22 protein-coding genes, 1 pseudogene and 1 riboswitch are annotated in these 24,513 nt (G+C 66.9%); of the genes and pseudogenes, 19 read left to right on the forward strand and 4 right to left on the reverse strand.

Features of this window, described 5'->3' with window-relative positions:
* The gene (locus B1A87_RS05070) at positions 1-1,209 is read right to left on the reverse strand and encodes an aminotransferase class I/II-fold pyridoxal phosphate-dependent enzyme (protein WP_078026619.1); all 1,209 of its coding nucleotides are present in this window, start codon (positions 1,207-1,209) and stop codon (positions 1-3) included.
* Between the two features lie 93 nt (positions 1,210-1,302).
* Here B1A87_RS05070 and coaD point away from each other — a divergent pair, with 93 nt between their 5' ends.
* The 7 genes from coaD to ftsY all read left to right on the forward strand — a co-directional run bounded on the left by coaD (position 1,303) and on the right by ftsY (position 9,426).
* Positions 1,303-1,803 carry a pantetheine-phosphate adenylyltransferase gene (coaD, locus tag B1A87_RS05075; protein WP_078026618.1) on the forward strand — a complete coding sequence of 167 codons (501 nt, stop codon included), beginning with the start codon at positions 1,303-1,305 and terminating at the stop codon, positions 1,801-1,803.
* A gap of 159 nt (positions 1,804-1,962) precedes the next feature.
* Positions 1,963-2,487 (forward strand): DUF177 domain-containing protein, encoded by a 525-nt coding sequence (locus tag B1A87_RS05080; protein ID WP_078026617.1) that lies wholly within the window; start codon positions 1,963-1,965, stop codon positions 2,485-2,487.
* 36 nt (positions 2,488-2,523) lie between these two features.
* On the forward strand, positions 2,524-2,727 hold the full coding sequence (rpmF, locus tag B1A87_RS05085; RefSeq protein ID WP_003806041.1) for a 50S ribosomal protein L32: 204 nt from the start codon (positions 2,524-2,526) through the stop codon (positions 2,725-2,727).
* Positions 2,728-2,748: 21 nt separating this feature from the next.
* Positions 2,749-3,468, forward strand: a complete 720-nt coding sequence (gene rnc, locus B1A87_RS05090) for a ribonuclease III (RefSeq protein ID WP_078026616.1) — start codon at positions 2,749-2,751, stop codon at positions 3,466-3,468.
* 7 nt (positions 3,469-3,475) lie between these two features.
* Entirely contained in the window at positions 3,476-4,459 is a 984-nt protein-coding gene (gene mutM / locus B1A87_RS05095; protein WP_078026615.1) for a bifunctional DNA-formamidopyrimidine glycosylase/DNA-(apurinic or apyrimidinic site) lyase, read from the forward strand.
* Between the two features lie 110 nt (positions 4,460-4,569).
* Positions 4,570-8,166, forward strand: a complete 3,597-nt coding sequence (smc, locus tag B1A87_RS05100; RefSeq protein ID WP_144275726.1) for a chromosome segregation protein SMC — start codon at positions 4,570-4,572, stop codon at positions 8,164-8,166.
* Between the two features lie 51 nt (positions 8,167-8,217).
* Positions 8,218-9,426, forward strand: coding sequence for a signal recognition particle-docking protein FtsY (gene ftsY, locus B1A87_RS05105; RefSeq protein WP_078026613.1), 1,209 nt, complete (start codon positions 8,218-8,220; stop codon positions 9,424-9,426).
* Positions 9,427-9,509: 83 nt separating this feature from the next.
* On the opposite strand, the gene B1A87_RS05110 is transcribed toward ftsY, so the two are convergent.
* Positions 9,510-10,769: an MFS transporter gene (locus B1A87_RS05110; RefSeq protein ID WP_078026612.1), complete on the reverse strand. Its 1,260-nt coding sequence runs from the start codon at positions 10,767-10,769 to the stop codon at positions 9,510-9,512.
* A gap of 228 nt (positions 10,770-10,997) precedes the next feature.
* Between B1A87_RS05110 and B1A87_RS05115 the strand changes: the two genes are divergently transcribed.
* Together B1A87_RS05115 and B1A87_RS05120 are read left to right on the forward strand one after the other, a co-directional pair.
* Positions 10,998-12,356, forward strand: coding sequence for an ammonium transporter (locus tag B1A87_RS05115; RefSeq protein WP_078026611.1), 1,359 nt, complete (start codon positions 10,998-11,000; stop codon positions 12,354-12,356).
* On the forward strand, positions 12,353-12,691 hold the full coding sequence (locus B1A87_RS05120) for a P-II family nitrogen regulator (RefSeq protein ID WP_078026610.1): 339 nt from the start codon (positions 12,353-12,355) through the stop codon (positions 12,689-12,691). Before B1A87_RS05115 ends, B1A87_RS05120 begins: the two co-directional genes overlap by 4 nt.
* A gap of 121 nt (positions 12,692-12,812) precedes the next feature.
* On the opposite strand, the gene B1A87_RS05125 is transcribed toward B1A87_RS05120, so the two are convergent.
* On the reverse strand, positions 12,813-14,219 hold the full coding sequence (locus B1A87_RS05125; protein ID WP_260680687.1) for a glucose-6-phosphate dehydrogenase: 1,407 nt from the start codon (positions 14,217-14,219) through the stop codon (positions 12,813-12,815).
* A gap of 143 nt (positions 14,220-14,362) precedes the next feature.
* Between B1A87_RS05125 and ffh the strand changes: the two are divergent.
* Both ffh and B1A87_RS05135 read left to right on the forward strand, forming a co-directional pair.
* Positions 14,363-15,985, forward strand: a pseudogene (gene ffh, locus B1A87_RS05130) (signal recognition particle protein).
* Positions 15,986-16,040: 55 nt separating this feature from the next.
* Positions 16,041-16,775, forward strand: a complete 735-nt coding sequence (locus B1A87_RS05135) for an alpha/beta fold hydrolase (protein ID WP_078026608.1) — start codon at positions 16,041-16,043, stop codon at positions 16,773-16,775.
* Positions 16,776-16,798: 23 nt separating this feature from the next.
* Here B1A87_RS05135 and thiC read toward each other — a convergent pair whose 3' ends face one another.
* Positions 16,799-18,616: a phosphomethylpyrimidine synthase ThiC gene (gene thiC / locus B1A87_RS05140; RefSeq protein WP_078026607.1), complete on the reverse strand. Its 1,818-nt coding sequence runs from the start codon at positions 18,614-18,616 to the stop codon at positions 16,799-16,801.
* Positions 18,611-18,718: riboswitch (TPP riboswitch) on the reverse strand. (Overlaps the previous gene by 6 nt.)
* Positions 18,719-18,847: 129 nt before the next feature.
* On the opposite strand from thiC, the gene B1A87_RS05145 reads away from it, so the two are divergent.
* From B1A87_RS05145 to rplS, 8 genes are all read left to right on the forward strand, one after another.
* Positions 18,848-19,930: an amidohydrolase family protein gene (locus B1A87_RS05145; RefSeq protein WP_078026606.1), complete on the forward strand. Its 1,083-nt coding sequence runs from the start codon at positions 18,848-18,850 to the stop codon at positions 19,928-19,930.
* A 78-nt stretch (positions 19,931-20,008) separates the two neighbouring features.
* Positions 20,009-20,884, forward strand: coding sequence for a VOC family protein (locus tag B1A87_RS05150; RefSeq protein WP_078026605.1), 876 nt, complete (start codon positions 20,009-20,011; stop codon positions 20,882-20,884).
* Between the two features lie 110 nt (positions 20,885-20,994).
* Positions 20,995-21,432, forward strand: a complete 438-nt coding sequence (locus B1A87_RS05155; protein WP_078026604.1) for a hypothetical protein — start codon at positions 20,995-20,997, stop codon at positions 21,430-21,432.
* Positions 21,433-21,701: 269 nt separating this feature from the next.
* Positions 21,702-22,112, forward strand: coding sequence for a 30S ribosomal protein S16 (rpsP, locus tag B1A87_RS05160; RefSeq protein WP_078026734.1), 411 nt, complete (start codon positions 21,702-21,704; stop codon positions 22,110-22,112).
* 1 nt (position 22,113) lies between these two features.
* Positions 22,114-22,356, forward strand: a complete 243-nt coding sequence (locus tag B1A87_RS05165; RefSeq protein ID WP_056632598.1) for an RNA-binding protein — start codon at positions 22,114-22,116, stop codon at positions 22,354-22,356.
* A 118-nt stretch (positions 22,357-22,474) separates the two neighbouring features.
* On the forward strand, positions 22,475-23,050 hold the full coding sequence (gene rimM, locus B1A87_RS05170) for a ribosome maturation factor RimM (RefSeq protein WP_078026603.1): 576 nt from the start codon (positions 22,475-22,477) through the stop codon (positions 23,048-23,050).
* Positions 23,051-23,866 carry a tRNA (guanosine(37)-N1)-methyltransferase TrmD gene (trmD, locus tag B1A87_RS05175; protein WP_078026602.1) on the forward strand — a complete coding sequence of 272 codons (816 nt, stop codon included), beginning with the start codon at positions 23,051-23,053 and terminating at the stop codon, positions 23,864-23,866.
* A gap of 231 nt (positions 23,867-24,097) precedes the next feature.
* Positions 24,098-24,457: a 50S ribosomal protein L19 gene (gene rplS, locus B1A87_RS05180; protein ID WP_056632605.1), complete on the forward strand. Its 360-nt coding sequence runs from the start codon at positions 24,098-24,100 to the stop codon at positions 24,455-24,457.
* Positions 24,458-24,513 lie beyond the last annotated feature (56 nt).

Raw genomic sequence — 24,513 nt, forward strand, 5'->3', positions numbered from 1 at the left:
TCAGAGCCTGTCCCGGAGCGTCGCCAGCCGGGAGGCCGCTTCTTCAAGGACCTCGGTCCTCTTGCAGAAGGCAAACCGCAGCAGGCTCCGCGTCCTTTCCGCACCCTCGGGGTGGCAGAAAACGGGAACGGGGATGGCGGCCACGCCCACCAGGGCCGGAAGGCGCCGGGCGAGCTCCACGGAATCCAGGATCCCCAGCGGCGAGGTGTCGACGTTCACGAAGTACGTGCCCTTCGGCGTGAAGACGTCCAGCCCTGCCGCCCGGAGGCCGGCGCTGAGGATGTCCCGCTTCCTCTCCAGCGTGGCGGAGATGCCGTCATAGAAGGCGTCGGGCAGTGCGAGCCCGGCCGCGATCGCACTCTGGAATGGGGTGCCGGAGCTGTAGGTGAGGAACTGCTTCACGGTCCGGACGGCGGACACCAGCTGCTCCGGCCCGCTGAGCCAGCCGACCTTCCAGCCGGTGAACGAGAAGGTCTTGCCGGCCGAGGAGATGGTGATGGTCCGGTCCGCCGCTCCCGGCAGGGTGGCCACCGGGACATGGCTCACGCCGAAGGTGAGGTGCTCATAGACTTCGTCGGTAATGATGAGCGTGTCATGCTTTCGGGCCAGGTCGACGACGCGCTGCAGGACTTCCCGGGGAAACACGGCGCCGGTCGGATTGTGGGGGTTGTTCAGCAGCACCACTTTGGTGCGCGCGCCGAAGGCGGCCTCGAGGGCTGTCGGATCGGGGAGGAAATCGGGCGCCAGCAGCGGAGCCGTGACGTGGGTGGCCCCGGAAAGCCCGATGATTGCGCCGTACGAGTCGTAGAACGGCTCAAAGGTCAGGACTTCGTCACCGGGGCCGACGAACGCCATCAGGGCGGCCGCGATTCCTTCGGTGGCGCCGGTGGTGACGATGATTTCCGTGTCGGGATCCGGCTCGAGGCCGTAAAACCGGCTCTGGTGAGCGGAGATGGCTTGGCGCAGCTCCGGGATGCCCTTGCCCGGAGCATACTGGTTGGAACCCCTGGCGATGGCTGCCTGGGCCGCTGCCTTGATTTCCGCCGGGCCGTCCTCATCCGGGAACCCCTGGCCGAGATTGATGGCGCCGGTCCGGACCGCCAGCGTGGTCATCTCTTCGAAGATCGTGACGCCCAGGGTTCCGTCGGGGGCCAGGAGGTTGGCGCCCGTGGCCGCACGCTGCCAGGGCGCCGGAAGTGTCTCTGTCATTGCTTTCCTGCCTGTCCGTTCAGCCCCGCTGTCAGGTGCGGTTGATGCATCAAGTCATGGTATCCCGGTCCGCGGATACGGTAGGTTCGGAGCATGAGACGCGCCGTATGCCCTGGCTCCTTCGACCCCATCCACAACGGACACCTCGAGGTCATTGCCAGAGCCGCCAGCCTTTTTGACGAGGTCATCGTTGCCGTGTCAACGAACTACGCCAAGAAGTACCGCTTTCCGCTGGAGGAACGGATTGAGATGGCCAAGGAGACCCTGGCCTCACTGCGCGGCATCGTGGTGGAGCCGGTCGGCGAAGGGCTCCTGGCCGAGTACTGCCGGCAGCGCGGCGTGTCCGCAATCGTCAAGGGGCTCCGGTCGTCGTCGGACTTTGACTATGAACTGCCCATGGCCACCATGAACCGCCAGCTCAGCGGCGTCGAGACGGTCTTCCTGCCGGCGGAGGCACACTACCTCCATTTGTCGTCCACGCTGATCAAGGAAGTGGCCAGCCTGGGCGGAAGCGTGTCTGAGTATGTCCCAAGGTCGGTCCTGAAACGCCTCATCGCGGGCCCGCCTGCGCCGGGCCAGCCGCCAAGAGGGTAGGCTTGTGCGGTACATTCCGGCTTCTGCCGGTTGGACGGTGACTCTCCCGCCTGCCGGGGGACGGCGTCCGGTTTGAGTCCGCCAAGGAGTTCAGGCTAAGATAATACGTCGGTCATATGTTCAACAGGAGTTCTCATTAAACGAGATGCAAGTTCGCCCTTGGTGCTTGATGTCAAGGACCTCGGACGCAGTCCGGGGAGCATGCGTACGCTGACGGAACATGTACCCGCGCCGGAAGATCTTGGCGTGGCGCTCATTGGCGTTCAGAAGGGCTCGGATGTCGAGCTCGACCTGAGGCTTGAGGCCGTACACGAAGGAATTCTGGTATCAGGAACCGTAATCGCCGAAGTAACCGGTGAATGCGGCCGATGCCTGGATCCCCTTGCGTATGACCTTGAGGTCAATGTGCAAGAACTTTTCTTCTACGAAGGCGCCTTGCCTTCCGACGAGGAAGACGATGAAGAGCAACGTCGAGTCGAGCACGATCTGATCGATCTTGAGCCGGTGTTGCGGGACGCAGTTGTCACTATGCTGCCGTTCCAGCCGGTGTGCCGGGAAGACTGCCAGGGCCTGTGTTCCGAATGTGGAGCGCGCCTGGAAGACGAGCCGGGGCACCACCACGAGGTCGTAGATCCTCGCTGGGCTGCCCTAGCTGATCTGGCTAAGCCTGACCGGCAAAATTGATTTGTAAGTGTTTTTCTAGAGAGAAATGAGTTAGCCGTGGCTGTTCCCAAGCGGAAAATGTCTCGCTCGAATACCCGCGCCCGCCGCTCCCAGTGGAAGGCGACTGCCCCCCACTTGGTGAAGACCATTGAGAACGGCCAGGTTACCTACAGCCTGCCGCACCAGGCAAAGGTCGTCACCGACTCGGCTGGCACTGCGCTGTTCCTTGAGTACAAGGGCCGCAAGGTCGCGGACGTCTAATCGGCCCACCAGCTGACTAGGATGTCTTCAACTGAAGAGCTTCTGAAGCGTCTCGGTGTCTCAATTGACGCCGGGACGCTTCGTCTTGCTCTGACACACCGTTCCTATGCCTACGAAAACGGCGGCATACCCACCAACGAACGCCTCGAGTTCCTCGGCGACTCCATCTTGGGGTTTTCCGTCACCGATGCGCTGTACCGGGACAATCCCTCGCTCCCCGAAGGGGACCTGGCCAAGCGCCGGTCCGCCGTGGTGAGCACGCGGGCACTTGCCGGCATCGGACGCAGCCTCGGCATCGGCGACTACATCTACCTCGGCCAGGGCGAGAAGCTCACCGAGGGCAAGAACAAGGCCTCAATCCTGGCTGACACCATGGAGGCGCTCATCGGGGCGACGTACGTCTCCAACGACATCGAGACCGCACGCCAGCTCGTCATGCGCCTGATCGGACCGCTCCTGAAGGACGCAGCCGCGCTCGGCGCCGGCACCGACTGGAAAACGAGTATCCAGGAGCTCGCGGCCGGCCGGCAGCTCGGCTCGATCTATTACGCCGTGGAGGGCTCCGGCCCGGACCACGCACGCACCTTTGTCGCGGAGCTGCAGATCGGCGGGACGCCGTACGGCAAGGGTTCCGGCCACTCGAAGAAGGAAGCCGAGCAGGAAGCGGCGGCCGACGCCTGGCGGAAGCTATCCGGCATGGACACCGCCGCGGAGCCGCCGGAATCCGCCGCCGGGAGTTAGGCGAACGGTGCCTGAACTTCCCGAGGTCGAGGTGGTCCGCCGCGGCCTGGTGAGCTGGGTCCGTGGCCGGACCATCACCGGCGTCGAGGTCCTGGATCCCAGATCCATCCGTCGCCATGCCCTGGGGCCTGAGGATTTCGCCGGGAACCTCGAGGGCGCAACAGTCCTTGACGTGGTCCGCCGGGGCAAATTCCTGTGGATGCCGCTGCGGGAGGACGGCAGAGCCGGCGACACACCGCACCCGGAAACGGCCGGCATGGCGCCGGGCCTTCCCGCCGTGACCCTGATGGCCCACCTTGGCATGAGCGGCCAGCTCCTGATGCAGGACGACGCCGTCCCGGACGAAAAACACCTGAAGGTCCGCCTCCGGCTGAGTCCGCGCGACGGCATGCCCGCGCAGCTGAGGTTCGTTGACCAGAGGATCTTCGGCGGCCTGTTCGTCACCTCGCTGATCCCCACGGACGACGGCGGCCCCGGCGGCCTGGCCGAGGACCCGCTGCCGGTCATCGCCGAGGAGGCGTCCCACATTGCGCGTGACCCCCTCGACCCCTTCTTCTCCTTCGACGACTTCTACCGCAGGCTCCGGAACCGGAAGACGGGCCTCAAGCGGGCGCTGCTGGACCAGGGCCTGATCTCCGGAATCGGCAACATCTATGCGGACGAGGCTTTGTGGCGGGCCAGGCTTCACTACGCCCGTCCCACGGACACCCTGCGGCGGGCGGACGCCGCGCGGGTCCTCGAAGCGGCCCGCGAGGTGATGACTGACGCCCTTGACGCGGGCGGCACCAGCTTCGACTCGCTATATGTGAACGTCAATGGCGCGTCCGGCTACTTCGACCGTTCCCTCAACGCCTACGGGAGGGAAGGGCAGGAATGCCGGCGCTGCGCCGCAGCCGGAATTGTCAGCCTGATGAAGCGCGAGCAGTTCATGAACCGGTCCTCCTACACCTGCCCCGTGTGCCAGCCGCGCCCCCGGAACGGCCGCTGGTGACCATTGCCACCGCCTGTTCCGGGCCGTGAATCCGGGGATCCGGGCCGAGTGGCAGTAGATTTGGGGCAGGACAAGCAGCCGCTGCCGCCACTCAGGAGATCCGAAAAACCTTGCACCTCAAAAGTCTCACCGTCCGTGGCTTCAAGTCGTTTGCGTCCGCAACGACCTTCGACTTTGAGCCCGGAGTCACCGCTGTGGTGGGCCCCAACGGCTCGGGCAAGTCCAACGTGGTGGACGCACTGGCCTGGGTCATGGGCGAGCAGGGTGCAAAAACACTGCGCGGCGGCAAGATGGAAGACGTCATTTTCGCCGGAACCTCGGGCCGGCCGCCGCTGGGCAGGGCGCACGTCTCGCTCACCATCGACAACACTGACGGCGCACTTCCCATCGATTACAGCGAAGTCACCATCTCCCGCACGCTCTTCCGGACCGGCGGCTCCGAATACGCCATCAACGGTGCCGGCTGCCGCCTGCTGGACATCCAGGAACTGCTGTCCGATTCGGGCCTGGGACGCGAGATGCATGTCATTGTGGGCCAGGGCCAGCTCGACAAGGTCCTGCATGCCACCCCCGAGGACCGGCGCGGCTTCATCGAGGAGGCCGCCGGCATCCTCAAGCACCGGCGCCGCAAGGAAAAGACGGTCCGCAAGCTGGAGGCCATGCAGGCCAACCTGCAGCGGCTCAGTGACCTCACGGGCGAGATCCGGCGCCAGCTGACCCCGCTGGGCAAGCAGGCCGAGGTTGCGAGGCGGGCCCAGACCGTCCAGTTCGAGGTCCGGGATGCCCGTGCCCGGCTGCTGGCCGATGACCTCGTCCAGCTGCAGGACGCGCTCGCCCAGGACGTCGCCGACGAATCCGCGCTCAAGGCCCGCCGTGCGGTCGTGGAGCAGGAACTCGGGGCCGGCCGTCAGCGCCAGGCCGTTCTGGAACAGCTCGCGGCAGAAGCGACCCCCCTCCTCAATGCCGCCCGGGACACGTGGTATCAGCTGTCCGCGGGCCGGGAGCGGCTGCGGTCGCTCGGATCCCTGGCCCAGGAACGCTGCCGCCTGCTGGGCTCGGCGGACGCGGCGCCGGATCCCGGCCGGGACCCCGAGCAGCTGGAAAAGCAGGCGGCCCGGGTCCGTGGCGAACAGGCGGACCTCGAACTGGATATCGTCAACCGGCGCAGTGCCCTGGAGGCGGCCACGGCCGCGAAAACCGGTGCGGAAAACGCCGCAGCCGCCGAGGAAAAGCGCCTCACGGCAGCACTGCGCGCCGCGGCGGACCGCCGCGAAGGCCTGGCCAGGCTGGCCGGCCAGGTGGGCGCGGCGCGGTCACGCGTGGAATCGGCCCAGGCCGAGGTGGGCAGGCTCGGCGAATCGCTGGCCGCCGGTGATGAGAGGCGGCGCCGGGCCCAGGAAGAGTTCACCGCGCTTGAATCCCAGGTCGCGGGCGTCGAGGACGGTGAGGAATCCCTCGACGCGGAGTACGAGGAAGCCACCGCGGCACTGGACGCCGTCCTCGCCGAGATCGAATTACTCCGGACTTCCGAACGGGAAGCCGTGCGTGAACGCGACGCCCTCAAGGCCAGGCGCGACGCCCTGCAGCTCGGCCTCAACCGCAAGGACGGTTCCGAACACGCCCTCGGGGCCGGACTGCCCGGCATCGTGGGATCGCTGGCCTCGACCCTGGCCGTTGAAGCCGGGTATGAGGCAGCCGTTGCCGCCGCCTTGGGCAGCGCCTCGGATGCCGTGGTGGTGCAGGACGGCGAAACGGCTGCGGCGCTGGTGCGGCTACTTAAGGGCGACGACGCCCGCCGGGCCACGCTCCTGCTGGAATCGCCGCCTGGCACTCGCTCCGCTGCCGGCCGGACCGCGGACCGCGGGACTTTGCCTGCCGGTGCCCGCTGGGCCGCCGAACTGGTCGACGCCACCGGGGCTGCCGCGGCGACCGTCCAGCACCTGCTCGCGGCGACGGTCGTCGTCGGGGACCTGGACGCGGCGGCGGGCCTGATCGCCGGGCGGCCGGACCTCACAGCCGTCACACACGCGGGTGATGTGTTCACGTCACTGGCCGTCACCGGCGGTTCCGCCAAGGCGCCGTCGCTGCTTGAGGTGCAGGCCGCCGTCGACGACGCCGCGTCGCGGCTGGAGGCCGTCACGGCAGCACTGGAGCAAAGCCGCTTTGCGCTGGCCGCCGCGGAGGCCCGGCGCGCTGAGGCGCAGGACCGGGCGGACGCCGCCCTGGAACGGCTGCACGAATCCGACGCGCGGCTCGCGGCGGTGGCCGAGCGGCTGGGACACCTGAACTCCGTCCTGCGCAGCGCCGTGGGGGAGAGCGAGCGGCTGGCCGCGTCCCTGGCACGGGCCGAGGCCAACATCGTGACGGAGCAGGAGGCCCTGTCCGGGATCGCGGCACGGCTGGCCGCGGCGCAGGAAGCCCCGGCCGAGGAGGAACCGTCCACCGGCCACCGTGACGCACTGGCGCTCGCCGCGTCCCTGGCCCGGTCCGCCGAAATGGATGCCCGGCTGTCGTTGCGGAGCGGCGAGGAGCAGCTGGCGGCAATCCGCAACAGGGCGTCGTCACTGGAGCGGGCCGCGGCTTCGGAACGCCGCGCCCGGCAGGAGGCGGCCGAGCGGGCACGCCGTCGAAGGATCCAGGCCGGCCGGGCAGCTGCCGTGTCCGCCGCCGCGGAGCAGATCATCCGGTTCAGTGACGTGTCCGTCGAACTGGCCGGACACGAGCGCGACCTGGCCGAGCAGAACAGGGAGCAGCGGGACAGCGAGCTGGCGGCGGTTCGCACTGCCAACGACGCCCTGGCCCGGGAACTGGCTGAACTGACGGATTCCGTGCACCGCGACGAACTGGCGCGGGCCCAGCAGAGGCTCCGGATTGAGGCGCTGGAGACAAAGTCGGTGGAGGAGCTCGGGCTCACCGCGGACCAGCTGGTGGCGGACTACGGGCCGGACCAGCCGGTACCCGTGCCCCCTGAAGCGTCCGCGGACAAGTGGGCGGCGCTGAGGGCGCCGGTTGATGACGCAGGCAAGACCGTGGCTGAAGGCAAGCCGTTTGTCCGCGCGGAGCAGGAAAAACGGCTCCGCAAGGCCGAACGCGACCTGTCATCCCTGGGAAAGGTCAACCCGCTGGCACTGGAGGAATTCGCCGCGCTGGAGGAGAGGCACCAGTTCCTGAGCACGCAGCTGGAAGACCTCAAAGCCAGCCGCAGGGACCTGCTGGACATCATCAAGGAAGTCGATGACCGCGTGCAGAAGGTCTTCGCGGAAGCCTTCGCCGACACCTCGGCGCAGTTCGTCCGGGTCTTCGCCCGGCTGTTTCCCGGCGGCGAAGGCAGGCTCGTCCTGACGGACCCCGGCGACATGCTGACCACCGGCATCGAGGTCGAAGCCAGGCCCGCCGGGAAGAAAATCAAGCGGCTCTCGCTGCTCTCGGGCGGCGAACGGTCCCTGACCGCGGTGGCGCTGCTCGTGGCGATCTTCAAGGCCCGGCCGTCGCCGTTCTATGTCATGGACGAGGTCGAGGCCGCCCTCGATGACACCAACCTCGGCCGGCTCATTACGATCTTTGAAGAACTCCGCGAGTCCAGCCAGCTGATCGTAATCACCCACCAGAAGCGGACCATGGAAGTGGCGGACGCCCTTTACGGCGTGACCATGCGGGGCGACGGCGTCTCCACCGTCATCAGCCAGCGCCTGGGAGCCGAAGTCTAGCGGGGAGGGGGCTGTCCGCACTGCCCGCGGCTGTTGTGAGAAGCTAGGGGAGTGAACGACATCCTCCCTATTCTCCTGCCCATTCTTGCTGCCCTGGCGGTCATCGGCGGCCTGGTTCCGGTACTGATGAAGGCCCGGAAGTCCGGAACCAAATACTCCGGGCCACGGGACGCCAACGACCCGGCAGCGCCGCTCGGCGGCGGAGGGACCCTCCTAGAGGACCCCCCGGTGGCGCCTGCCGAACGCAAGGCACCGAACGCCGTCGACGTCGAAGGCCTCGAAGCCGAGGTCCCCGACGACGCCGCCGGCCTGGAAACCATCGCGGTGGAGACCCCGCTGCCCGTGGCGGGACGCCTCACCCGGCTGCGGGAGCGCCTGGTCAAGTCGAACAGCGTGTTCGGCAAGGGGCTGCTGGCGCTGCTCTCGAGCGACAAGATTGACGAAAACGTCTGGGACGAGGTGGAGGAGACGCTGCTTCTCGCCGACCTCGGCACCGAACCCACCATGCAGCTGGTCGATGCCCTGCGGGAGCGCGTGAAGGTGCTGGGGACCCGCGATCCCGAGCACGTCAAGGCACTGCTCCGCGAGGAGCTTATCAAGCTCGTGGACCCGGACATGGACCGGAGCCTGCGCATCGAACGGCACGCGGACAAGCCGGCAGTGATGATGATCGTGGGCGTCAACGGGGTGGGCAAGACCACCACCGTGGGCAAACTGGCCCGGGTACTTGTCGCCGAGGACAAGGACGTCCTCCTCGGTGCCGCCGACACCTTCCGGGCCGCAGCCGCGGAACAGCTGGCGACGTGGGGCCAGCGCGTGGGGGTCCCTACCGTGAAGTCCGACATCGACGGCGCGGATCCGGCCTCCGTCGCGTATGAGGCGGTCAAGGCGGGCATCGAGCAGGAAGTCGACGTCGTCATGATCGACACCGCCGGGCGCCTGCAGAACAAGGTCGGCCTCATGGACGAGCTCAGCAAGGTAAAGCGCGTCATCGAAAAACTGGCTGAAGTTGACGAGGTCCTCCTCGTCCTGGATGCCACGACCGGCCAGAACGGCCTCAACCAGGCGCGGGTCTTCGCCGAAGTGGTCAACATCACCGGCATCGTCCTGACCAAGCTGGACGGGACCGCCAAGGGCGGCATCGTCGTCGCCATCCAGAAGTCGCTGGGCGTGCCCGTGAAGCTCATCGGACTCGGCGAAGGCGCGGACGACCTCGCGCCGTTCGATGCCGAAGGCTTCGTCGACGCCCTCCTGAACTAGGCACCTGCTGAACTTGGCCCTCACCCCCAACTAGGTAGCGCCTCGCGCCGTTTTCAGCCCCTGGGAACGGCGTGAGCTGCTACTTAGCTGGGCCGGCCAGCGTCCGCAAGCTGCCGCTGCACCGTCTCGCGGGCCAGCAGCCAGGCCGCCGCCGCGAGCAGCAGGACGCCGCCGGTCACGGCGAATGCCCAGCCGTAGCCCAGCTGGTCTGCCAGCAGCCCGGCGAACACCGGGCCCAGGATGGCGCCGATGTCTGCGGTCATCTGATAGGCGGCCAGCACGCGCCCGCCGGACCGCTCGCGACCGATCACGTCCGCAACCGCCGCCTGCTGGGCCGGCCCCAGCAGCCCCGCACCCACGCCGGCAAGCGCAGATGCGGCAAGGAACCAGCCCAGCCCGTTCGTCAGGCCGATTCCGCCGGTTGCGGCGCCGGTGAGCACCAACCCGGCAGTCATCATCGGCTTGCGGCCCAGGCTGTCCGCCAGCCTGCCGGAAAAAGTAAGCGCAACGGCGTTTCCGGCGGCGAAGACCGCCAGTGCCCAGCCCGCCGCCTCCGGGCCGGAGCCGAGTGCTGTGACGGCGAACAGGGGCACCGTGGCCATGCGCACACCGAACGTTGCCCAGCCGTTGGCAAAGCTTGAGACGAGCGCCGCCCTGTAGGCGCTGTCCCCGAGGGCCTCGGCGAGTTTCATGGGCGGAGCCGCAGAACCGTCGCGGCGTCCGCCGCCGGGCACATGGCTGAGCTGCGTCTGCACCACCAGCGCGGCCAGGACCAGCGCCCCGGCATAGGCGAGGAAGGGAACGCGCAGCCCGAACCCGGCCAGCAGGCCGCCCAGGATGGGACCGCAGACATTTCCGATCAGGAACGCGGAGGCGTAGGCGCCCGAGACCCTGCCGCGGCTTTCGGGCGGCGCAAGCCGGATGACGAGTGCCATCGAAGCGACCGTGAACATCACCGACCCGGCGCCCCCCAACCCCCGGAACACCAGGAGCTGCCAGTAATTCTGGGCAAACGCGCAGGCCGCCGTGGAGGCCGCCACAATCAGCAGTCCGGCCACGTAGACGGGACGCTCACCCAGCCTGCCGATCAGCGCGCCGCCGGCAGGAGCGAACACCAGCCGCATGAAGGCAAAGATGCTGACGATCACGGCGGCGGCCGTCGCGCCGACGTCGAACGTGGTGGCGAACTGCGGCAGTACCGGGGCCACCAGGCCAAATCCGAGGGCGATCAGGAACGCCGCGACGAGCATCACCTTGATGTCACGGGGCAGCCGGGCGTCGCCGGTCCGCCGGCCGATGCTAAACCGCAGTCTGCTGGCGGCGGGACGGGGGCGTGGCGTCATGAGCGGGTGATCCTTGCGGAAAGAGCCGAAGGGGCGGCTTGCGAGTGGTGAAACATAACCGTAACAAGCCAGATATGCACCATTTACTTCCGGGAGATTCTTGTAACAGGCCCGCAATCTAAATCCTCTGTGTGCGAAACACGGCACGGCAAAACTTGAACCAGAACGCAAAAAGGCGTTGGGACAGGGCGGGCTACTCCGCACACAAAGCAAGAGAGGACGTAGACCATGGAACTCACCGCAGGTCTCGTTTGGCTCCTGGTCGCGTCAGCACTCGTGCTGTTCATGACCCCGGGCCTGGCATTCTTCTATGGCGGCATGACCCGTGCAAAAGCCGCCTTGAACATGATGATGATGAGCTTCGTCGCCATTGGCACCGTGGGTATCATGTGGGTCCTGTGGGGCGCTTCCATGGCCACGAGCAACAAGGACAACTTCTTCCAGATCTTCGCCAACCCGTTCAGCCACTTCGGCCTTCATAACTTTACTGACCCCGCGGATCTGCTCAAGGTTGGCTACGCCGCCACCTTCGCCATCATCACCGTGGCGCTGATCTCGGGAGCGGTCGCCGACCGCGCGAAGTTCTCGGCCTGGACCATCTTCACCCCCATCTGGGCCACCCTGGTCTACGCCCCCATGGCTTACATGGTCTGGGGCGGGGGACTCTTCTCGAAGGACGGCTGGTTCGGCCAGACGTTTGCTCCCGTGATTGACTTCGCCGGCGGCACAGTCGTCCACATCAATGCCGGCGTGGCCGGACTCATCCTTGTCCTGATCATCGGCAACCGCAAAGGCTTCGGCAAGGACCCCAACCACCGCCCGCACAACATCCCGTTTGTCATGCTCGGCGCGGCAATCCTCTGGTTCGGTTGGTTCGGCTTCAACGCCGGTGCAGCGGCCACTGTTGAACAGGCTGGCCTGATCTGGATCAATACGCTGGCAGCCCCGGCGGCCGCCATGCTCGGCTGGCTCGCTGTGGAGCGGTACCGCGACGGTCACCCCACTTCCCTCGGCGCCGCATCGGGCGTCGTCGCCGGTCTGGTCGCTATCACCCCGGCCTGCGCGAACGTGTCTCCGCTTGGCGCCATCGCCCTCGGCGTAGTCGCAGGTGTCGCCTCTGCCCTGGCTGTCGGACTGAAGTTCAAGCTGGGCTACGATGACTCGCTCGACGTCGTCGGCGTCCACCTCGTCTCCGGGGTCGTCGGCACCGTGGCTATCGGTTTCCTCGCGACGCCGACGCAGGGCGCGGCAGGTCTCTTCTATGGCGGAGGAACCACCCAGCTTGTTGCCCAGGTGCTCGCGGCGCTGATGTCCATCATCTTCACCTCGGTAATGACCTTCATCATCGCCTACCCCATTCACAGATTCATGGGCTTCCGTGTTTCCCAGGAACAGGAAGTGGTGGGTGTGGACCTGAGCCTGCACGCCGAGACCGCTTACGAGTTCGGCATCGGCGGCCACGGCGGCAGCTTCCAGCCGCTGCATGAACTGATCACCGGCAATGCCTCGGCGTCCAAGCTTGACACGGCACCTGAGGCCAGCAAAACGACAGACGCAGCATCAGGCAAGGAAAGCGTGGGGGCATGAAACTGATTACAGCAATCGTTCGTCCGGAGAAGCTCGAAGCCATCCGGGAAGGCCTCGAGGCCTACGGGGTCCAGGGCCTGACGGTCAGTGCCGCCAGCGGCTACGGGCGGCAGCGGGGCTACACCGAGGTCTACCGCGGCGCGGAGTACAACGTGGACCTGCTGCCCAAGATCCGCGTTGAGGTCCTGGCCACGGACGAACAGGCTGACGACATCCTTGATGTCATCATCTCCAGCTCCAACACAGGCCGGGCCGGCGACGGCAAGGTCTGGACGGTGGATGTATTTGAAGCAGTGCGGGTCCGGACCGGCGAACGTGGCGTAGCAGCCATCTAGCCACGGCGTTCCAAAACGCATAGTCCCCGCCCAACGGGATACAAACAGGGCCGGTCACCATCACGGTGACCGGCCCTGCTGCGTGCCCCGGCGTGTGCGCCCGCGCGTGGCCGGAGAGGGCCTATCCGGTGACCGAGCCGGAACCGGACCAGCCCTCCGGGCCCGACGTGCCGGCGTCGTAGTCCTCAAGCGGAACATCGCCCCTGGACCAGGCCGCGAGGACCGGATCGACGATTCGCCAGCACTCCTCGGCGGTGTCGGCCCGGACAGAGAGCAGCGGGTCGCCGGCGAGCACGCCCTCCAGCACTTCCCCGTAGGGAAGCAGATCGGAGGCATTGAGCTCTGAGTTGAGCGTGGTGCGGTTCAGACTGAAAATGTCCCCGGGGCCGTTGACGTCGACGTCGAGGCCGAGGGTGTCCGGTCCGAATCCGATCCGGAGCTTGTTGGGCGCGTCAACACCCGAGAAGCCCCTGGGCAGGTGTGGCACCGGCCGGAACGTAACCACCGCTTCCTTCCGCTTGTCACCCAGGGCCTTGCCCGAACGCAGGATGAACGGCACGTCCTTCCAGCGCCAGTTGTCAATGTTCACCTGGACTTCGGCGAGCGTTTCGGTGCTCCTGTCCGGGTCCACGCCCTCCTCCTTGACGTAGTCCGGAACCTCCCGGCCGCCGACGCTGCCGGCGGTGTACCGCGCCCGGCGGGTACTGGATTCGTAGGGCGTCCTGATGCTGCTCGCGCGGAGGACGGTGCCGATGGCATCCCGGAGGTCGCGCTCGCCGATCGTGGCCGGCGGCTCGATGGCCATCAGGGCCATGATCTGCAGGAGATGGCTCTGGACCATGTCACGCAGGGCGCCTGCGTTGTCGTAATAGCGTGCCCGGCCTTCGAGGGCCAGGTCCTCGTCGAAGATGATCTCCACTTTGGCGATGTGCTGACGGTTCCATACCGGCTCCAGGAAGTTGTTCGCAAAGCGCAGCCCGAGGATGTTCAGCACGGTGGCCTTGCCCAGGAAGTGATCCACACGGTGGATGTGGTCTTCAGGAACGAGGTTCAGGAGCGTCCTGTTGAGCTGACGCGCCGACTCCTCGCCGGATCCGAACGGCTTCTCCATGACGAGCCGCGTCCCCGCAGGGACCTGGTCCGGCGCCAGTATCTCGCAGGCTTTTTGGCTGACCTGCGGCGGAAGGGCGAAGTAGACGGCCACGGGCCCCTCAAGCTTCGAGAGCAGCGATGCCAGCGGTCCGTCCGCAGTGACGTCGAGTTGGTGATAGTCAGTGGAGGCCTCGAGGGACTTCAGGGCGTCCTTCCCTGCTGCGCCCGCCGGGCCTGCCGCCGCCGCAAAGGCATCATGGACACGCTCCCGCCACTGCTCCGGCGACCACGGATCGGAACCCGCGCCGACGAGTTTGAGCCCGCCGGCCCGCCCGGTGGCCACCAGCGTGGCAAGGCCCGGTAGCAGCAGCCGGGCCGTAAGGTCGCCGGTGGCGCCGAGGATGAGCAGGGTTTTTACGGTTGTTTGGCTCGTCACCTTGCCAGCATGCCATCTTGAAGGCGTGTCTTGGTACCCTAGATAGTCGAGTCCCGTCGTCGACGCAGTTGGAAACAACAGCCGAGACGCTGGTGTGCCGCAGGGCCGCCATCCGTACATCCACTGAAAGAAGTGCACGGCGCGTGTTCAATTCACTCTCTGACCGGTTGACAGCAACCTTCAAGAATCTCCGTGGCAAGGGCCGCCTCACCGAGGCAGACGTCGACGCCACAGTCCGCGAGATCCGCCGGGCCCTGCTGGACGCTGACGTTGCCGTGCCCGTGGTGCGGGAGTTCACCGGCCGGGTCCGTGAGCGCGCGCTCGGGGCCGAAGTCTCCGGGGCACTGAACCCGAGCCAGCAGATCGTGAAGATCGTCAACGAGGAGCTCGTCGAGATCCTCGGCGGAGAAACGCGCCGCATCCGGCTGGCCAAGACCGGGCCCACCATCATCATGCTTGCCGGCCTCCAGGGCGCCGGTAAGACCACCCTCGCCGGCAAGCTTGCCAAGTGGCTCAAGGCGCAGGGCCACAGCCCCGTCCATGTCTCTTATACACATCTAGATGTGTATAAGAGACAGCGCCCCAACGCCGTGACCCAGCTGCAGGTCGTCGGCCAGCGCGCCGGGGTCCCGGTCTTCGCCCCGCACCCCGGCGCCACCTCCGAGCTGGAGCACCCGGCGGGCGACCCCGTCGCCTGTCTCTTATACACATCTAGATGTGTATAAGAGACAGGCGTGGAGGAGGCCCGACAGAAGCTGCACGATGTCGTCATTGTCGACACCGCCGGGCGTCTCGGCGTCGACGCCGGCATGATGGAACAGGCGCGCCAGATCCGGCGGGCCATCGTCCCCAACGAAGTGCTCTTCGTGATCGACTCCATGATCGGCCAGGACGCCGTCAACACGGCGATGGCCTTTGATGAAGGCGTCAACTTCACCGGCATCGTGCTGTCAAAGCTCGACGGCGACGCCCGCGGCGGTGCCGCGCTTTCCGTAGCGTCGGTCACCGGCAAGCCCGTCATGTTCGCGTCCACCGGCGAAAGCCTGGACGACTTTGAGCTGTTCCACCCGGACCGCATGGCGTCCCGCATCCTCGACATGGGCGACGTCCTCACCCTGATCGAGCAGGCGGAGAAGTCGTGGGACAAGGACGAAGCTGCCCGGATGGCGAAGAAGTTCGCCGACCAGGAAGACTTCACGCTGGATGACTTCCTCGCCCAGATGCAGCAGATCCGCAACATGGGCTCCATGAAGAAAATGCTCATGATGATGCCCGGCGCGCAGAATATCCGCCAGCAGCTGGAGCAGTTCGATGAGCGCGAAATCGACAGGGTCGAGGCGATCGTCCGCTCCATGACGCCGCACGAGCGGCTGGCGCCGAAGATCATCAACGGCTCGCGGCGTGCCCGTATCGCCAAGGGCTCGGGCGTCCACGTGTCCGAGGTCAACGGGCTGCTTGAGCGCTTCGCGCAGGCCCAGAAGATGATGAAGAAGATGGCCCAGGGCGGCGGCATGCCTGGCATGCCCGGAATGCCGGGCATGGGAGCGGGCGGCGCGCGCAAGGGCCCCAAGAACGCACCCAAGAAGAAGGCCCGTTCAGGCAACCCCGCCAAGGCGGCCCAGGAACTCCGTGACGCGGAGGCCCGGCGTGCCAGCGCCGCCAAGGCACTCCCCACCGGGGCTGCCTTCGGCCAGCAGGGCGGCGACTTCGACCCGTCGCAGCTCAACCTCCCCAAGGGCTTTGACAAGTTCCTGGGCGGCAATTAGGCCCACGGTCATGTCGGCCGGCGCTGATGTCAGACCGCTGCCATAAGGTTGGGTCATGTTTAAGCAGCGGGTAGTGTTCGTCCACGGTGCCGGAAACTTCGGCTCCGCTGCTTGGCCGCGCCAGCACGGCATGGCCCTGCAGTACGACGCCCTGTTCCTGCGCCGGCACGGTTTCGACGCCGAGGCCGAACCCCTGGAAACCGACTTCGCCGCAGACGCCCGGATCGTGCTCCGCTCCCTCGCGGACGACGGCCGCGGCGCCGCCGGAGGGCATGTCGTGGCCCATTCCCAGGGCGCCATTTCGGCGATGATGGCTGCCATCGAACGCCCGGACCTCGTGTTCTCGCTGACACTGGTGGAGCCGGCCTGCCTGTCGCTGACTGCCGAGCTGCCGGCCACGGCCGCCCACCGGGCGCTCATGGAGCCCCTGTTCGACGTCCGGCACCAGCTGGGTGACGACGACTACGAGCGGGAGTTCGTCCGGCGGGCCTTTGCCGCTGACGCGCCCGGCCCTAGCACTCCCGAGGCCAGGCGGGCGGCCAGGCGGCTGCGATTGCAGGCGCCGCCGTGGCAGGCTCCGCTGCAGATCGTGCCGGGCGTCCCCACCCTCGTGCTGACCGGCGGGTGGGAGCCCCTGTACGAGGAAATCGCCGGCTACCTGAGGGAGACCGGCGCCCTGCACCGCACTGCTGCGGGAGGGCACCGGCCCCAGGACTCGCCCGAGGGCGACCGTTTCATCCGGTCCTTTATCGCCGAGGTCAGCCGGCGGCAGCAGCCGCAGGCGTCCTGACCCCGGCTGCTACCTGCCGGCTGCTACTGGTCGGCCGTTTCGGGAACCCGCAGCTCCGGCAGGTAGACCTTGCCGCCGGCGGCCAGGAACTCCTGGCTCTTCTCGCGCATTCCTTCGGCCATCTCGACCAGGGCCGCCTGCGACTCTGCCGAGCCGTATTCGTCCCGGATGTCCTGGCTGATGCGCATGGAGCAGAACTTCGGACCGCACATGGAGCAGAAGTGCGCGGTCTTGGCCGGCTCCGCAGGCAGCGTCTCGTCGTGGAACGCCTCGGCCGTGACGGGATCAAGGGACAGCGCAAACTGATCCCGCCAGCGGAACTCGAAGCGCGCCTTGGACAGGGCGTCATCCCGCTCGTGGGCGCCCGGGTGTCCCTTGGCGAGGTCCGCCGCGTGGGCCGCGATCTTGTAGGTGATCACGCCCGTCTTCACGTCGTCCTTGTTCGGCAGCCCCAGGTGCTCCTTCGGCGTCACGTAGCAGAGCATGGCCGTGCCGTAGCGGGCGATCTCGGTGGCGCCGATGGCGGACGTGATGTGGTCGTAGCCCGGGGCTATGTCGGTGACCAGGGGCCCGAGGGTGTAGAACGGGGCTCCCTTGCACAGCTCCTGCTGGCGTTCCACGTTTTCCCGGACCAGGTGGAACGGGACGTGGCCCGGCCCTTCCACCATGACCTGGACGTCGAATTCCCAGGCGCGCTGGGTCAGCTCGGCCAGGGTGTCGAGTTCGGCGAACTGGGCGGCGTCGTTGGCGTCCGCCGTCGCGCCGGGCCGCAGGCCGTCTCCCAGCGAGAAGGCGACGTCGTACTTTGCGAAGATCTCGCACAGTTCGTCGAAGTGCGTGTAGAGGAAGTTTTCCTGGTGGTGGGCGAGGCACCAGCCGGCCATGATGGCGCCGCCGCGGGACACGATTCCGGTGACCCGCTTGACTGTGAGGGGAACGTAGCGCAGCAGCACGCCGGCGTGGATGGTCATGTAGTCCACACCCTGCTCGCACTGCTCGATGACGGTGTCCCGGAAGATCTCCCACGTCAGTGCGTTGGCTTCGCCGTTGACCTTTTCCAGTGCCTGGTAGATGGGCACGGTGCCGATCGGCACGGGGGAGTTGCGGATCAGCCATTCCCGCGTGGTGTGGATGTCATCCCCGGTGGAGAGGTCCATGACGGTGTCGGCGCCCCACTGGGTGGCCCACTGGAGCTTGTCCACCTCTTCGGCAATGGAGCTGGTCACGGCCGAGTTGCCGATGTTGGCGTTGATCTTCACCAGGAAGGCCTTGCCGATGATCATCGGCTCCGATTCCGGGTGGTTGATGTTGTTCGGGATGATGGCGCGCCCGGCCGCCACTTCGCTGCGCACCAGTTCAACATCGCAGTTCTCCCGCAGGGCGACGAAGCGCATCTCCGGAGTCACCACGCCCTGCCGGGCGTAGTGCATCTGCGTCACCGTCTTACCGCCGACGGCGCGGCGGGGCACCGGCTGCGCTCCCTTCCACTCCGCGGAAGCTGCGCCGCGGCGCACGGCTGACCGGCCGTCGTCGAGCAGGTTCCGCTCCCGGCCGCCGTACGGCTCCGTATCCCCGCGGGCCTCAATCCACTCCGCGCGGAACGGCGCCAGGCCCACCACCGGGTCGCTGCCGGGTCCGGCCGTCCGGTAGACGCGCAGCGGCTCGTTCTGTTCCCCGTTGGGTGAGGGCTCCAGGGCGATCTCCGTTACCGGAACCCGCAGGCCGTCCCCCTCCAGGTAGGCCAGGGAATGGGACTTCAGCGACTGGGTGGTCGCCTGGCCGGTTTCAGCTTCGGCTGCCTCATTTTGGGCAGGGATCAGCTGTGTTTTCTGGGTGTTCATTTACTGCTCACTTCCTTCGCCGGCATTACCCGGACAGGTTCAACGGTCGCAGGCTGCGCTAGCCCGATCTCAGCCCCTGCAGGGGCACCCGTGTGGTCGTAGACGAAGCTACCACAGGGCAGCGGGCCGCCGCCCATCCATGCCCGGTGTGACTGCAGGTGTGACAGGGCGTGCGGCCACGGGCGGGACGGCGCCCCTGGCCAGGGCCGGCCGGCGGATTAGGCTGGAGTCATGGCGCGCATCATTGAATTCAGCGGAACCGTGCTTACCGGCCCGGACCGGGAGCGGCACGGACTCTGGGCCGTGGACGGCTGGCTGACCTTCCAGCGGCCGACTGAAAGTCCGGACGTTGTGCTGGACGGCTGGGTACTGCCGGGTTTCGTGGACGCGCACTGCCACATCGGGCTGGGCCCCGGCGGCGCCGTGGACGACGACGTGGCGCACGGCCAGGCGATGACGGACCGGAATGCCGGGACGCTGCTGGTCCGGGACGCGGGCGCAGCCAGCGACACCCGGTGGCTGCAGCAATCGCCGGATGCGCCGAGGATCATCAGGGCCGGGCGGCACATCGCCAGGACACGGCGCTACCTGCGGAACTTCGCCGTCGAGGTCGAACCGGAGGATCTGGTGGAGGCGGTCCGGAAGCAGGCGCGTGCCGGGGACGGCTGGGTCAAGCTGGTGGGGGACTGGATCGACCGCGACGCCGGCGACCTCGCGCCGTCGTTTCCGGCCGCGGCGGTACGGGACGCCGTCAGCGCCGCCCACGATGAAGGCGCCAGGGTCACTGCGCACTGCTTCGGAGAAGACACCCTGGATGACATGCTCGACGCCGGAATCGACTGCGTCGAACACGCCACAGGGCTATTGCCGCGGCACATTCCCCGCTTCGTGGAACAGCAGGTGCCGATCGTTCCGACGCTCATCAACATCGCCACGTTTCCGGACATCGCCGACCAAGCCGAAGCCAAGTTCCCGCGCTATGCGGCCCACATGCGCGGGCTGTGGGAGCGCCGGAATGAGCGCGTCCTGGAAGCCTACGAGGCCACGGTGCGGGTTTTCGCCGGAACGGACGCGGGCAGTGTGATCCGGCACGGCCGGATCGCCGACGAGATTCTGGCACTCCACGCAGCCGGCCTTCCGGCGGCTGCAGCCCTGGACGCCGCCTGCTGGGGCGCCCGCCGGTGGCTGGGGGCCGACGGCCTGGCCGAGGGGGCCAGCGCCGACGTGGTCCTGTGCTCGGAGGATCCCCGCGCGGATCCGGAAACGATCCGCGATCTGAAAGGCGTGGTTCTGCGGGGGAAGATCGTCCGTTAGGAATAAATTGAAGCTTCAAGTAATTTAGAGATGTAGGGACCACCGAAATCCGGTGGCCGGGGAGTCAGGGAGCACTCAATGACAACAGCATCCAGCAACCAGGATCTTCTTCCTGCCGATCTCACCATGGGCACCGTCATGCTCAAGGTGGGGGACATGAGCCTCATGACCGACTACTACCAGCGGGCCCTCGGCCTCGACGTCGTGGCAGAGCAGGACGGCGGCCTCTACCTCGGGCGGCTGCAGACGCCGCTGGTCCACCTGGCCCCCGCGCCCGGACTGAACGTCCCCGGCCGGGGTGAAGCGGGCCTCTTCCACACCGCCCTCCTCTTCGACAGCCAGGCGGCACTGGCGGCCACGGTGGCCAGCGCAGCCCAGTATGAGCCGCAGTCCTTCACGGGCAGCGCCGACCACCTCGTGAGCGAGGCGTTCTACTTCAGCGACCCCGAGGGTAACGGCATTGAGCTCTACTGGGACCGCCCCCGCGACGCCTGGGCCTGGGACGGCACAAACGTCGTCATGGACAGTCTGGCGCTGCCGCCGCAGCGGTACCTGCAGGAGCACCTGACCCAGGAGTCCGTGGATGGCCAGCGCGGCACGGAGGCCGGAGTCGGACACGTGCACCTCCAGGTCGGCGACGTCCAGTCGGCCCACGACTTCTACGTCGGGACGCTCGGGTTCGAAAAGACGGCCGGCTGGCACGGCCAGGCGCTCTTCGTTTCGGCCGGCGGCTACCACCACCACATGGCCATGAATGTCTGGAACAGCCGGGGCGCCGGCCCGCGCCGCGACACCCTGGGCCTGGGTGAGGTCCTGATTGAAGTCCCGTCCGGTGACGACGTCGGAGCCCTCGCGGATCGGCTCAAGGTTGCCGGCGTCGCTTCGCACCACACGGGCGCCGAGCTTCGCTTCGAAGACCCTTGGCGCAACCAGATCCGCGTAGCCGTCCGCTAGGTCCTTCCGGCAGGGCACGTGCGCCGTGGGTTAGGCTAAATTCAAACAGCCCGGGGCGGTCTCCGCCGCCGCCAAGGGCACACGCCGTCGACGGAACGAGGACGAATTCCATGGGCTTCACCGAAATATTTGTCGCCACCCACAAGGAAGCCCTCAAGCGCGCCGAAGATCTTGACGGCGGGGGCGCCGCTGCCGGGGCGGGCGTCCGCATTCCCGGCATCAGCGACTTTGAAATCGAGCAGCTCGGGGACCTCGCCGGCACTGCCGTGCACGCGGCCGGGGCCGATTATGAACTGGCCATGGTGGACGTCGCCAGCGACTCCCTGCTCGGCGTGCCGCCGGCCATGGTCCGGGCGCTCGCTGAATTGCTGAGTTACGAGTCCGAAGGCGAGGGCGACGTCCTGGACGACGTCGCCGAGCGGTGGGCGGCCGAGGACGACATGCCCTTCGGCCCCGAGGAAGCCCGGAAGTATGTCCAGCAGCTGGCGGAGCTCGCCGGCAGCGTCGACGAGGGCAGCAGGACCGGCCTCTACGTCTGGTCCTCCTGACGGCGGCGCCGCGCCGGCCCGTTCGGCGTGGCTCCCGTTGCGGACCCCGGGTCACGGCGCGAATGCGGCCCGGAACCGCGAAAACACGGTCTCCGCGCATGTCAAGTCGAAATAACGCGGCCGATCTGGCACAATAAACAGGTACTCGATCTGCGTGGCCCCTCTCTCCGCGTCTGGATCTTGTCCTTATGAACCCCCTAGTACGGCCCGCCCCACGGGTGCAGAACGCCGGGCTCGACCCCGTTTCAGAAACAGGAGTGACCACAAAAGTGGCCGTAAAGATTCGCCTTAAGCGCTTCGGTAAGATGCGCGCACCGTACTACCGCATCGTCGTCATGGACGCACGCTCCAAGCGTGATGGCCGTGCCATCGAAGAGATCGGCAAGTACCACCCCACCGAAGAGCCCTCATACATCGAGGTCGACACGGACCGTGCCCAGTACTGGCTCAGCGTCGGCGCACAGCCGTCCGAGCAGGTTGCCGCGATCCTCAAGGTCACCGGCGACTGGCAGAAGTTCAAGGGTCTCCCGGGCCAGGAAGGCACCTTGAAGACCAAGGTTGCCAAGGAAGCCTTCGTTGCCCCGGAAAAGGGTTCCGTGATCATCCCGGAAGCCATCACGAAGAAGGCCAAGGCAGAAGCTCCCGCCGAGGCTGAAGCAGAGACCACCGAGGCTGAGTAAGTTGCTGGCAGAAGCGCTCGAACACCTTGTCCGCGGAATCGTTGACTCCCCTGAGGATGTCAAGGTCAGCGCCAAGAACAACCGCCGCGGGGATACCCTCGAGGTGCGCGTTCACCAGGATGACCTTGGACGGGTAATCGGACGCCAGGGCCGCACCGCCCGCGCGCTGCGCACGGTAGTGGCGGCACTGGCAGATGGCGAGCAGGTCAGGGTCGACGTCGTCGACACCGACCGCCGCCGGTAACGCGCCTGCAACACTTGTCTTGAGTCCGGCCCCTTCACCAGCTAACGGTGAAGGGGCCGGACTGCTTTCACGGACAACCCCCAAATTTTTCACGACGCATTCCGGAACAGAGGAACACATGCAGCTTCAGGTGGCACGAATCGGCAAGCCCCATGGAATCCGCGGTGAGGTGACCGTCCAGGTACTTACCGACGCGCCCGGCGACCGGTTCGTCCCCGGCACCGAGTTTGTGGTCGAGCCCGCCTCGGCCGGGCCGCTCACTGTTCTCAGTGCCCGCTGGAACAAGGACATCCTCCTGCTGGCGTTCGAGGAAATCGAAACCCGGAACGAGGCTGAAACCCTCCGCGGCGCCAAGCTGTTCATCGAGACCGAGGAGCTTGAGGACAACGACGACGAAGGCTGGTACGAGCACGAACTCGTGGGCCTCGAAGCGAAGGTCGGCTCGCAGGTGGTGGGCAAGGTCTCGGGCCTGCACACCATGCCGGTGCAGGACCTGCTCGTGGTCACGACACCTGACGGCAAGGAGATCCTGATTCCCTTCGTCGAGCAGATCGTCCCCGAGGTGAACGTCGCGGAAGGCTATGTCCTGGTGACGCCGCCCGCCGGCCTTTTCGAGATCAACGCCGAGGACGCCGGAGCCGGCGAGGCAGGGGACTCCGACGCCGGAGCTGCCGAGCCGGGGGCCAAAGCCTAGATGAGAATCGACGTCGTCAGTATCTTTCCCGAGTACCTGGCACCGCTGGAACTCTCGCTGATCGGCAAGGCCAGGCAGGACGGCCTGCTGGACCTCAACGTCCACGATCTCCGCTCCTTCACGACCGACCGCCACCGCACCGTGGACGACACCCCCTATGGCGGCGGCGCCGGTATGGTCATGAAGGCCGAGCCGTGGGCCCAGGCCCTGGCTTCGGTGGCCGCGGCGCAGCCGGCCGACGCCGGCGGCAAGCCGGTGCTCATCGTGCCGTCCCCGGCAGGGGAGCGCTTCAACCAGGCGCTGGCCTACGAGCTCGCGGAAGAGGATCAGCTGGTTTTCGCCTGCGGCCGGTATGAAGGCATCGACGAACGCGTCATCGAATGGGCGGAGGAGCACTTCACCGTGCGCCCGGTCAGCCTCGGTGATTACGTCCTCAACGGCGGCGAGGTCGCCGTCCTGGCCATGGTGGAGGCCATCGGCAGGCTGTTGCCCGGTGTGGTGGGCAACCCGGAGTCCCTCGTGGAGGAATCGCACTCGGACGGCCTGCTCGAGTACCCCGTCTACACCAAGCCATCGCTCTGGCGTGACCGGGAGGTGCCGGCGGTCCTGCTCAGCGGAAACCACGGCAAGATTGCCCAGTGGCGCCGGCACGAGCAGTACCGCCGGACGGCGGAACGCCGGCCTGACCTGCTGGAGACTTTCGACGCCGGAAGTCTTCCCCGCGCGGACCGGACGGCCCTCGCGGACCTGGGGTACGACGTCGTCGACGGCCGCCTCAAGCGCCGGCCGGACTCCGGAAGCGCCGCGTCCGCCTGACCGTCCGCCGCGATTGGCTGAAGACCGCCGAGTGTGGCAAAATTAGTCCTTGTGTCTGCTGGGTCCGCACCTGCCACAGGGGGAGCGCAACCAACAGCAAGGCAACCCGGTACCGCCAATCAGTGGCGGAACCGGACCACAACACTTTCGGCGGCAATTCCCGGGCCTAAATCCGGGCTTGGTGCCGTGACCCAAAGTGAATGACCTGTGGCGTTCACCAGGAGTGGATCAATGCATATCCTCGATTCCGTAGATGCAGCCTCGCTGCGCACCGATGTTCCCGAGTTCCGCGCGGGTGACACCCTCAAGGTTCACGTGAACATCATCGAAGGCAAGAACTCCCGTGTCCAGGTATTCCAGGGCTTCGTCCTGGGCCGCCAGGGTGACGGCATCCGCGAAACCTTCACCGTCCGCAAGGTTTCCTTCGGCGTCGGCGTTGAGCGTACCTTCCCGGTGCACTCCCCGATCATCGACAAGATCGAGCTCGTCACCAAGGGTGACGTGCGCCGCGCCAAGCTTTACTACATGCGTGCACTGCGCGGTAAGGCTGCGAAGATCAAGGAAAAGCGCGACTTCAGCACCGCCAAGTAAGTCCCTCCGGACTTCACGGCGGGTCCCACCCGTATCCGGCCAGCGCCGGAGCCATC

Origin of the sequence: Arthrobacter sp. KBS0703, assembly GCF_002008315.2 — a bacterium.
In the GTDB taxonomy this organism is placed as follows: domain Bacteria; phylum Actinomycetota; class Actinomycetes; order Actinomycetales; family Micrococcaceae; genus Arthrobacter.

Excerpts from the sequence above, each read along its gene's own strand:
- B1A87_RS05070 (WP_078026619.1), bottom strand. The coding sequence starts at position 1,209 with ATGACAGAGACACTTCCGGCGCCCTGGCAGCGTGCGGCCACGGGCGCC.
- coaD (WP_078026618.1), top strand. The coding sequence starts at position 1,303 with ATGAGACGCGCCGTATGCCCTGGCTCCTTCGACCCCATCCACAACGGA.
- rnc (WP_078026616.1), top strand. The coding sequence starts at position 2,749 with ATGTCTTCAACTGAAGAGCTTCTGAAGCGTCTCGGTGTCTCAATTGAC.
- B1A87_RS05110 (WP_078026612.1), bottom strand. The coding sequence starts at position 10,769 with ATGACGCCACGCCCCCGTCCCGCCGCCAGCAGACTGCGGTTTAGCATC.
- B1A87_RS05115 (WP_078026611.1), top strand. The coding sequence starts at position 10,998 with ATGGAACTCACCGCAGGTCTCGTTTGGCTCCTGGTCGCGTCAGCACTC.
- B1A87_RS05120 (WP_078026610.1), top strand. The coding sequence starts at position 12,353 with ATGAAACTGATTACAGCAATCGTTCGTCCGGAGAAGCTCGAAGCCATC.
- B1A87_RS05135 (WP_078026608.1), top strand. The coding sequence starts at position 16,041 with ATGTTTAAGCAGCGGGTAGTGTTCGTCCACGGTGCCGGAAACTTCGGC.
- thiC (WP_078026607.1), bottom strand. The coding sequence starts at position 18,616 with ATGAACACCCAGAAAACACAGCTGATCCCTGCCCAAAATGAGGCAGCC.
- B1A87_RS05145 (WP_078026606.1), top strand. The coding sequence starts at position 18,848 with ATGGCGCGCATCATTGAATTCAGCGGAACCGTGCTTACCGGCCCGGAC.
- B1A87_RS05150 (WP_078026605.1), top strand. The coding sequence starts at position 20,009 with ATGACAACAGCATCCAGCAACCAGGATCTTCTTCCTGCCGATCTCACC.
- B1A87_RS05155 (WP_078026604.1), top strand. The coding sequence starts at position 20,995 with ATGGGCTTCACCGAAATATTTGTCGCCACCCACAAGGAAGCCCTCAAG.
- rimM (WP_078026603.1), top strand. The coding sequence starts at position 22,475 with ATGCAGCTTCAGGTGGCACGAATCGGCAAGCCCCATGGAATCCGCGGT.
- trmD (WP_078026602.1), top strand. The coding sequence starts at position 23,051 with ATGAGAATCGACGTCGTCAGTATCTTTCCCGAGTACCTGGCACCGCTG.
- rplS (WP_056632605.1), top strand. The coding sequence starts at position 24,098 with ATGCATATCCTCGATTCCGTAGATGCAGCCTCGCTGCGCACCGATGTT.